This window comes from uncultured Enorma sp. (assembly GCA_905210055.1).
Lineage (GTDB): Bacteria > Actinomycetota > Coriobacteriia > Coriobacteriales > Coriobacteriaceae > Enorma.
On sequence record CAJLVH010000092.1, the window covers coordinates 1 to 7,654 of the forward strand.

The following is a 7,654-nucleotide window of genomic DNA, read 5'->3' on the forward strand; positions in this document are numbered from 1 at the left end:
CCCCGTCCCCAATGGCGGGCTCCCCCAACGGCTCCCCGATGTGTGCCTACTGCACCCCGTTTCCTCCCGGGCGGAGCGCGTATGCGACCAAGAACGTCTGGCTACTATTTCAGTAGACCGATGGTCGATTCGCTTTCACGTTCCATTCAAACGGAGGCACGTATGAGACTCAGCCAGGCAACACGCGTCCGCACCAGCGGCTATGGCGAGTATGCCTATGTGTACAACACCGCTACCGGCTACCGCAGCCTCGCTGACGGCGTCGCGCCGGACATCCTAGAACAGCTTCGAGCCGGGGCGACGCTCCGCGAGCTCGCCGATGCGATCATGCGCACCTACGACGTCGGCGACCGCGCCATGGTGCTCACCGATTGCACGCTGTTCCTTGCAGAACTCTTCCGGAACGGCTGCCTTGAAGATGTCGAGCCGGAGCTTGCGCAGGCGTTCGAGGAATCTGCCATGCAGATGGACGCCGCGGTGAGTGAGACGGTGGGCGACGCGAAGGATCCCGACCAGGACTTCGACGCTGAGCTGCGCGCCGTCTGTGAGCAGAACAACACGCTCGAGCATGCGTACTTCGAACTCACCTACCGCTGCAACGCGCGCTGCATCCACTGCTACGAAGAGCACTGCCCGAGCTCGGCAGGCGAGCTCACCTACGGCGAGCTCTGCCGCGTCCTCGATGAGCTGCATGCCATGAACACCATGCAGGTCACGTTCACCGGCGGCGAAGTCTCGATGCGCCGCGACTTCATCGACATCTGCCGCTATGCGACGCAGCTGGGCTTCGTCGTGCACGTGTACACGAACGGCACCGGTTTCTCGAACGACGAGCTCAAGGCGCTCGCCGCGATGGATCTGGGCAGCGTTTCGGTGAGCCTCTACTGCCCCGATGCTGCGTCGCACGATGCCATCACGCGCCTGCCTGGATCATTCGACCGCACCCGTGCCACGCTCGCGTACTTCAAACGCCATGGCGTGCGTACTTGCGTGAAAACGATTCTCCTCACCAAGACGCTCCCAGGCATGCGCGAGCTTATCGACCTCGTCGCTGCCGAAGGGCACGAGCTTGAGCTCAGCCTGCAGGTGCTCGCCTCGCAAATGGGTGCCTACGACGCGGACGCTCTGCGCGTACACGATGTCGACGAGCTCACGAGTATCATTCGCTACGAACAAGAGGCCATGGGCCGCGAAACGCCGAGCATCCGCCCGGGCACGCGCGAGCACGTGTGCGGCATAGGACGCTCGCTCAATATCACACCCACCGGCGACATTACGCCCTGTAACGTCCTGACCACGCCGGTTGGGAATGTGTGCAAGACGAGCATTGAGCAGGTGTGGTGCCGGTCGCGCGAGCTCGCCGTTTTGCGCTGTCTGCACCGCAACCATCTTTGCTCGAAGTGTCGCTCTTGCGACCTTTTCGACTACTGCCTCTATTGCCCCGGGCAATCGTGGCGCGAGATGGGCACGATTTCCGCCCCCTGTCCCGCAAACTGCGAACTCGCTCGCGCCAAGGCACGCGCCTACGGTGCTGCAGACGTGAGCTAGCCCCACTTCCCGCTCCAAGTCACCGCATTCTTGAAAGGAGGGAACCATGAAGAAATACCAGGCTGCGAAGGTCAAGGCCACCGCCTCTACCAAGAAGGCCACCAAGACCGCCTACGGCATGCGCATGTAAAAATACCCCAGGGGTTTTTTAACATTGCCAGCCCAAGCCCGCCGAGCAACCTCGCCCGGCGGGCTCTCTTCTTTAACACTTTGGGGACGGGGTCAAAAGTGTTGAATTCAACACTTTTGACCCCGTCCCCAAAGTGTTGGGTACCGTTCACCGATTCGGCGAACGGTTGTTGACATGATCGCAATGTGATATCACAATGGCATCACCAAGCGAGCACGGATGCTTGGTCGGGGAGCTGCCCCCCCCCCGAAGGAAACCGGGGCACCGCCGGCGCAGGAATGCACGTCGGCGCATCGCGAAAGGAACCGCAATGAGCGTGGAGAAGAAAATCAAGGCTGCATCTGGTTGGGGGATGCTCGCCGCTTGTCTCGCAGCGTTCGTCATTATCGTCGCTTTGTTCATCGGCGGCATCTGCCTCGCCGTCGCCACGGAAGATTCCGGCGAGTCCATCACGCTTCCGGTCGTCATGGTCATCGTGAGCATCGCCCTCTTCATTGGCTGGTGCATCCTCGTCTCGGGCTTCTTCACCCTGCAACCCGGCCAGGCGCGCGTGTGCATCCTGTTCGGTGACTACAAGGGCACCGTCCGCGACGAGGGCTTCCGCTGGGCGAACCCGTTCTATAGCCGCTCGATGGGCTCAAACAGCGCCACCGAGAATGCCACGGCCGAGGTCATCAGCAAATCTGGGCTCTCGCTCGGCAAGCAAATCGAGACTGCGACCAAGGCGACATCCGCCCTCTCCACGAAGATCTCCGTCCGCGCCCGTACGCTCAACGGCGAGATCCTGAAGGTCAACGACAAGATGGGCAACCCCATCGAGATTGCGAACGTCGTGGTGTGGCACGTGGCCGATACCGCGAAAGCCCTCTTCGACGTGGATAACTACGAACAGTACGTGGCCACGCAGGCCGAAACGGCGCTCCGCCACGTGGCGAGCATCTACGCCTACGACCACGCCGAGGACAGCTCGGATTCCATGGATTCCATCACGCTGCGCTCAAACATCGAGGAGGTCTCGACCGCCCTTAAGCACGAGCTCACGCAGCGCCTCGCGCCCGCCGGCGTCGCGGTGGATGACGCACGCCTCACGCACCTTGCCTACGCGCCCGAAATCGCCCAGGCGATGCTCCGCCGCCAGCAGGCCGAGGCCGTCATCGCCGCGCGCAAGAAGATCGTCGAGGGTGCCGTCACTATGGTGGAGATGGCCGTCGACGAGCTCGGCACCCACGGCAAGATCGAGCTTGACGACGAGCGCAAGGCGCAGATGGCGTCGAACCTCATGGTCGTGCTCTGCGGCGAGAGCGAAGCGAAGCCCATCGTGAACACAGGATCTCTTTACTAGTTTCTAGGGCTGGATGGCAGTGAGCCGGAGGAGAAAACTTCCGGCCCACGCCCCCAAAAGATGACAGTTTCCTCCGGGGAAATTGTCACGCCCGACTCTCAGCAGCAGGTGACCACCATGGCACGCAAGCAGTATCCACTTCGCATCGACCCCGAAATCTGGGAGGCCATCCAACACTGGGCAGATGACGAGATGCGCAGCGCGAACGGCCAGGTGGAGTGGATTCTGCGCGATGCCCTGAAGCGCGCCGGCCGCCTGCCGAAGCAGAACAAGCAAGCATCCAAAAAGCGAGAAACGTAACTGATAGGTTGGCTTTATCGCCCTCCGCCACGCTCCAAGACATCGACGTTTTTCGACAGAATTGGTCTCCCAGGCAGAAAAACTGTCGAAAAACGTCGACATCGTGAGGGAGGGTTGCCCATGGAAGGCAGCCTGTCTGGTTTCTATCATTCCCCCGAAGGAGCCATCATCATGGTCGAAGCCATTCTCGACATCTCCCATTACCAGAAGCGCTATGGCGACACCATCGCCGTACGCGACCTCTCCCTCACCGTGGAACCCGGTGACATCTACGGATTCATCGGCCACAACGGCGCCGGCAAGACCACGCTCATCCGCTCAATCGTGGGCGTGCAGCCGTTCAACCAGGGTAGCATCCACGTCGCCGGCATCGACATCACAGCCGACCCCGTCGCTGCGAAGCGCCTCATCGCCTATGTGCCGGACAACCCCGACGTCTACGAGTTCATGACCGGCCTTCAGTACCTCACGTTCATCGCGGATATCTTCGAGGTGCCCACTCGCGATCGTCAGGCACGCATCGAATCACTCGCCAGCCGCCTTGAACTCACCGATGCACTCGCGAGCCCCATCGCAAGCTACAGCCACGGCATGCGTCAGAAGCTCGTCGTGATTGGCGCGCTTTTACACGAGCCCAAGCTCCTCGTGCTCGACGAGCCCTTCGTCGGCCTCGACCCGCTCGCATCCCACGAGCTCAAGACCATGCTGCACGAGCTGGCAGAGCGCGGCGGCGCAGTCTTCTTCTCCTCGCATGTGCTCGAGGTGGTCGAAAAGCTCTGCAACAAGGTCGCCATCATCCGCAAAGGCGAAATCGTCGCCGCAGGAACAACCGACGAGGTGCGCGGTGACGACACCCTCGAAGAGGTCTTCCTCGAGCTTGCTGAAGAAGCCGATCGCACCGGTGCCAACCCGGCACCTTCCACCAGCAGCGAGCAACGCTAGGAGGCTGTCATGCGAAGTTTCCTCATCTTGATGCGGGTGCAGCTCCATGCGCTCGCATGCTCGCTCATGCCGCACAAGCGCCGCTTCAGCACTGCGCTCACCGTACTCGCCGGCATCGCCCTCGTCGGCCTTGCAGCGCTTTATCTGGTACTTCTTGGCATCACGCTCATAAGCTTCGGCCTCGAGGCGGCCATCCCCGCCTTCGCCGTCGCGCTCAGCGCCCTCGCCGGAGTCATCTTTACGTTCCTTAAGGCGAACGGCACACTCTTCGGCCTGGCGGATTTCGACCTCGTCATGTCGCTGCCCGTGCCGCGCCGCACCGTGGTGGCTTCGCGCGTGACGGCGCTCTATGCGAGCGCCACGCTCATAGGAGCCATCGCCTCAGTGCCACTCTGGGCGGTCTACCTTGTGTTTGCCTCGTTCTCTCCCTGGACTGTCGTGTGCGCGGTGTTGAGCGTCCTGCTCGCGCCCGCCATCCCCACGGCGCTCGCGACGTTCCTCGCGTTTGGCGTGAGCGCGCTTGCCTCGCGCTTCCGCCATGCGAACCTCGTGTACATCGTCATCTCGCTCATCGCGTTCACGGCGATCATGGTCGTAGTGTATGGATACTCGTTCAGCGCGGGCGCAAACAAGGGCGATGCCTCGGCGGAGCAGCTTGCAGGCGGACTTGCTGCGATAAGCGGGCTTTTGAACCTCGGATGGCCGCCCGCCAGCTGGATGGGAAGCGCCGTGGTCGAAGGCTCGGCGCTGGGGCTTGGAGCGTTTACCGTCGCCTCTATCGCCGTACCCGCGCTGGCGCTCGAGATCATGCAGCGCAACTACCTCGCCATCAACGCGGCGCTCACCGCCCGCGTGCGCGCCCGCGCCCTCACCACAGGCGAACTTCGTGCCCGCACCGAGCGCTCCGGCAGCCCGTTCAAAGCACTCGTGCTCAAAGAGTACCGCACGCTGCTCGGCATCCCCTCATATGCGTTCAACTGCCTGTTCGGTTATCTGTTCATGCTCGTCATCGCCGTTGCGCTCAGCGTCATCGGCCTCAAGGAGATCCTGCTCTCCGGCGCGGTGGACGGCGTGGAAATCGGCGCCGCGGAATACGACGCCATCGCGGGCTTCGTGGTGAATCTCCTACCCTGGTTCTTCGTCTTCTGCGCGATCATGTGTCCGAGCGCCGCGTGCTCCATCTCCATCGAGGGCAAGAGCTCGTGGATCTGCGCGACTGCCCCGCTACCCCAGCGCGTGATCCTTGGCGCCAAGCTCGCGTCGAACGCCGTGCCCGTCGCCGCCACCATAGCGGTGAGCGCGCTCGTGCTCTTCGCAAGCGGGCAGGTCGACGCCCTCGGTGCCGCCTGCGTGCTCATCACTGGCTTCGGCGGGTTCTTCCTCATGGTGAACATCGGCCTCTCAAGCGACGTCCGCAAGCCCAACTTCTCATGGACGACGCCGAACGACGTCGTGAAGCGTGGCTTCCCCATCATGATCGTCGTGCTCGGCGGCATGGTGCTCGCATTCGGCGGCGGCGCGCTGAGCTTCGTAATCTCGCTCAACCTTGGTGTCGTGGCGGGAATCGCGTGGAACCTCGGCGTCGGAATTGTGGGCGCGGTGGCAGGCTGGCTCATCTTCCGCCATACCTGCCGTGTGGCAACCTCGTATCTCACCAGGTGATACCACCCAGCCCGACGGGAACGTATGCGTACCCCCGGGCGACCGATCGAGCTCATGTGTTCGGCATGGAGGATGCATAGCGGGCGCGGCGCGTGGTACATACCTAATGGCATTCGATACACGACCGTCGGGCTCGAACGCCACGGCGCACACCGCGCCCGGCAACGCAGAAGAGGAGCATATCGTATGCACACGTCCAAGCAGACTACCGCGAGCACGCCCAAACGCCATCGAATGAGTGGCAGCATCACCTCGCTGCGCACGCCGCGCAAGCGCTCCGAAGACCAGCGCACCAATCTGCGCCGTTCCTACCAAGCGTTCATGCGCAAGCTCGAGGCCGGGGAACCCGTTTCCTCGACGCACCAATCCTGGCCGCGCCGCCCCTACGCCGCCTCAGCCTAATCGCCTGCCAAAGGCGCCAAAGGGGACAGTCCCTTTTGGCAGATGCAACGAAAGCCCGTGCCTCTCCCCGGCACGGGCTTTTTCATGTGACAAAGGGGACGAGGGATTTGGCTGGTGCAGTCAGCCAATAACCCCCGTCCCCAATGGTTGCAATGGTTGGTCGTGTCGACGCCTGTCCCAAATGTCATGACATTGGGGACTGTCCCCAATGTCAGAGGGAGCGGCGGGTGAGGGTTGCGTCGTGGACGATGCCCTTGCTCATGAGGTAGGTCACGAAGAAGTACCCGCCATAGGCCACCACGAAGATGAGCGCCGTGAAGCCCACTGCCCCACCGATCGAGAAGCCGCCGAAGAGCTCGACGAGGTCGATGATCACCGAAAGTGCCACGCACGAGTGCGCGATGCCCAGCACGAGCGGGAACACGAAGAACACCGTCTGCTGCGCGAGCACGGAATGCGCGATGTCGCGCCGCTCGGTGCCCAGCTCAGAGAGGATGCGGAAATTCCCGCTCGCGTCGGCCACGCCCGAGAGCTGCTGGATCGTGAGAATCGCGGCGCACGCCACCACGAGCACGAAGCCGATGTAGATGGCGAGGTACGAGATGAGACCGTTCATGGAGTCGACGCTCTCGTACGTCGTGGTGCGCGTGGCCTCCAACCCCCACAGCGCCACGACCGCGCCGTCGCTATCCGTAAGGTCGCCGTAGCGGCGGTACGCGCTTACATAGGCGTCGCCCTCTTCGGTCGAGACGCCGTCGGCGTAGTCGCCCAGGAAGTAGCTGTAATAGAGCGGCAGCATCGCCTCATCCACGAGCACGTCGGGCACCACAACGAAGCCGGAGTTCATACCGAACATCGCATTCTGGAACACGCTCGCCTCGTAATCGACCGCATCTGCCGCCGGGTAAAGCTCATGCCCGGCGATATCGATCGCCACGCCCTTCGCCATGACAGCGTTGTAGACATCGTTCACCGTCGCGCCCATGTCGGACGTGATAAGGTAACCGTCCTCACCAAGGTCGATCTCATCGAACCCGCGGAACCGCAGGTAGCGATTGTAGTCGCTCTCCTTCATGATGCCGAGCCCCAAGCCCGTCACGTCGGCGCTCTCCGTGCCCGCAGGCAACGGCATGTCCACCGCTTCGCAGAGGGCATTGAGCGTCACAAGCGGTACGCTCTCCCCCAGCGGCGTGGAGTCGTACACATCAACCTGAACGGAGCGACCGATAATCGATGCCAGGTCGAACGGGCGCGCGTCTGCGCTATCGGGGTCAACAGTATCAAGTGCGCTCGCCTTGAGCACGTCGATTGGCTCGCGCGCCACCAAT

The 7,654-nt window shown here is 62.5% G+C and carries 6 protein-coding genes and 1 pseudogene; 6 read left to right on the top strand and 1 reads right to left on the bottom strand.

Features of this window, described 5'->3' with window-relative positions; translation table 11 throughout:
• Positions 1–162: 162 nt before the first annotated feature.
• The 6 genes from QZ079_RS06590 to QZ079_RS06615 all read left to right on the top strand — a co-directional run bounded on the left by QZ079_RS06590 (position 163) and on the right by QZ079_RS06615 (position 6,326).
• Entirely contained in the window at positions 163–1,548 is a 1,386-nt protein-coding gene (locus QZ079_RS06590) for a radical SAM protein (protein ID WP_297036691.1), read from the top strand.
• 440 nt (positions 1,549–1,988) lie between these two features.
• Positions 1,989–3,020, top strand: a complete 1,032-nt coding sequence (locus QZ079_RS06595; RefSeq protein ID WP_297036694.1) for an SPFH domain-containing protein — start codon at positions 1,989–1,991, stop codon at positions 3,018–3,020.
• A 117-nt stretch (positions 3,021–3,137) separates the two neighbouring features.
• Entirely contained in the window at positions 3,138–3,320 is a 183-nt protein-coding gene (locus tag QZ079_RS06600; protein ID WP_297036697.1) for an Arc family DNA binding domain-containing protein, read from the top strand.
• Between the two features lie 171 nt (positions 3,321–3,491).
• On the top strand, positions 3,492–4,262 hold the full coding sequence (locus QZ079_RS06605; protein WP_366926438.1) for an ABC transporter ATP-binding protein: 771 nt from the start codon (positions 3,492–3,494) through the stop codon (positions 4,260–4,262).
• Positions 4,263–4,271: 9 nt separating this feature from the next.
• Positions 4,272–5,924: a hypothetical protein gene (locus QZ079_RS06610; RefSeq protein WP_297036703.1), complete on the top strand. Its 1,653-nt coding sequence runs from the start codon at positions 4,272–4,274 to the stop codon at positions 5,922–5,924.
• Between the two features lie 186 nt (positions 5,925–6,110).
• Positions 6,111–6,326 (top strand): hypothetical protein, encoded by a 216-nt coding sequence (locus tag QZ079_RS06615; protein ID WP_291288491.1) that lies wholly within the window; start codon positions 6,111–6,113, stop codon positions 6,324–6,326.
• 211 nt (positions 6,327–6,537) lie between these two features.
• Here the strand turns inward: QZ079_RS06615 and QZ079_RS06620 are convergent.
• Positions 6,538–7,654: pseudogene (locus tag QZ079_RS06620) on the bottom strand (ABC transporter permease); the annotation flags it as partial.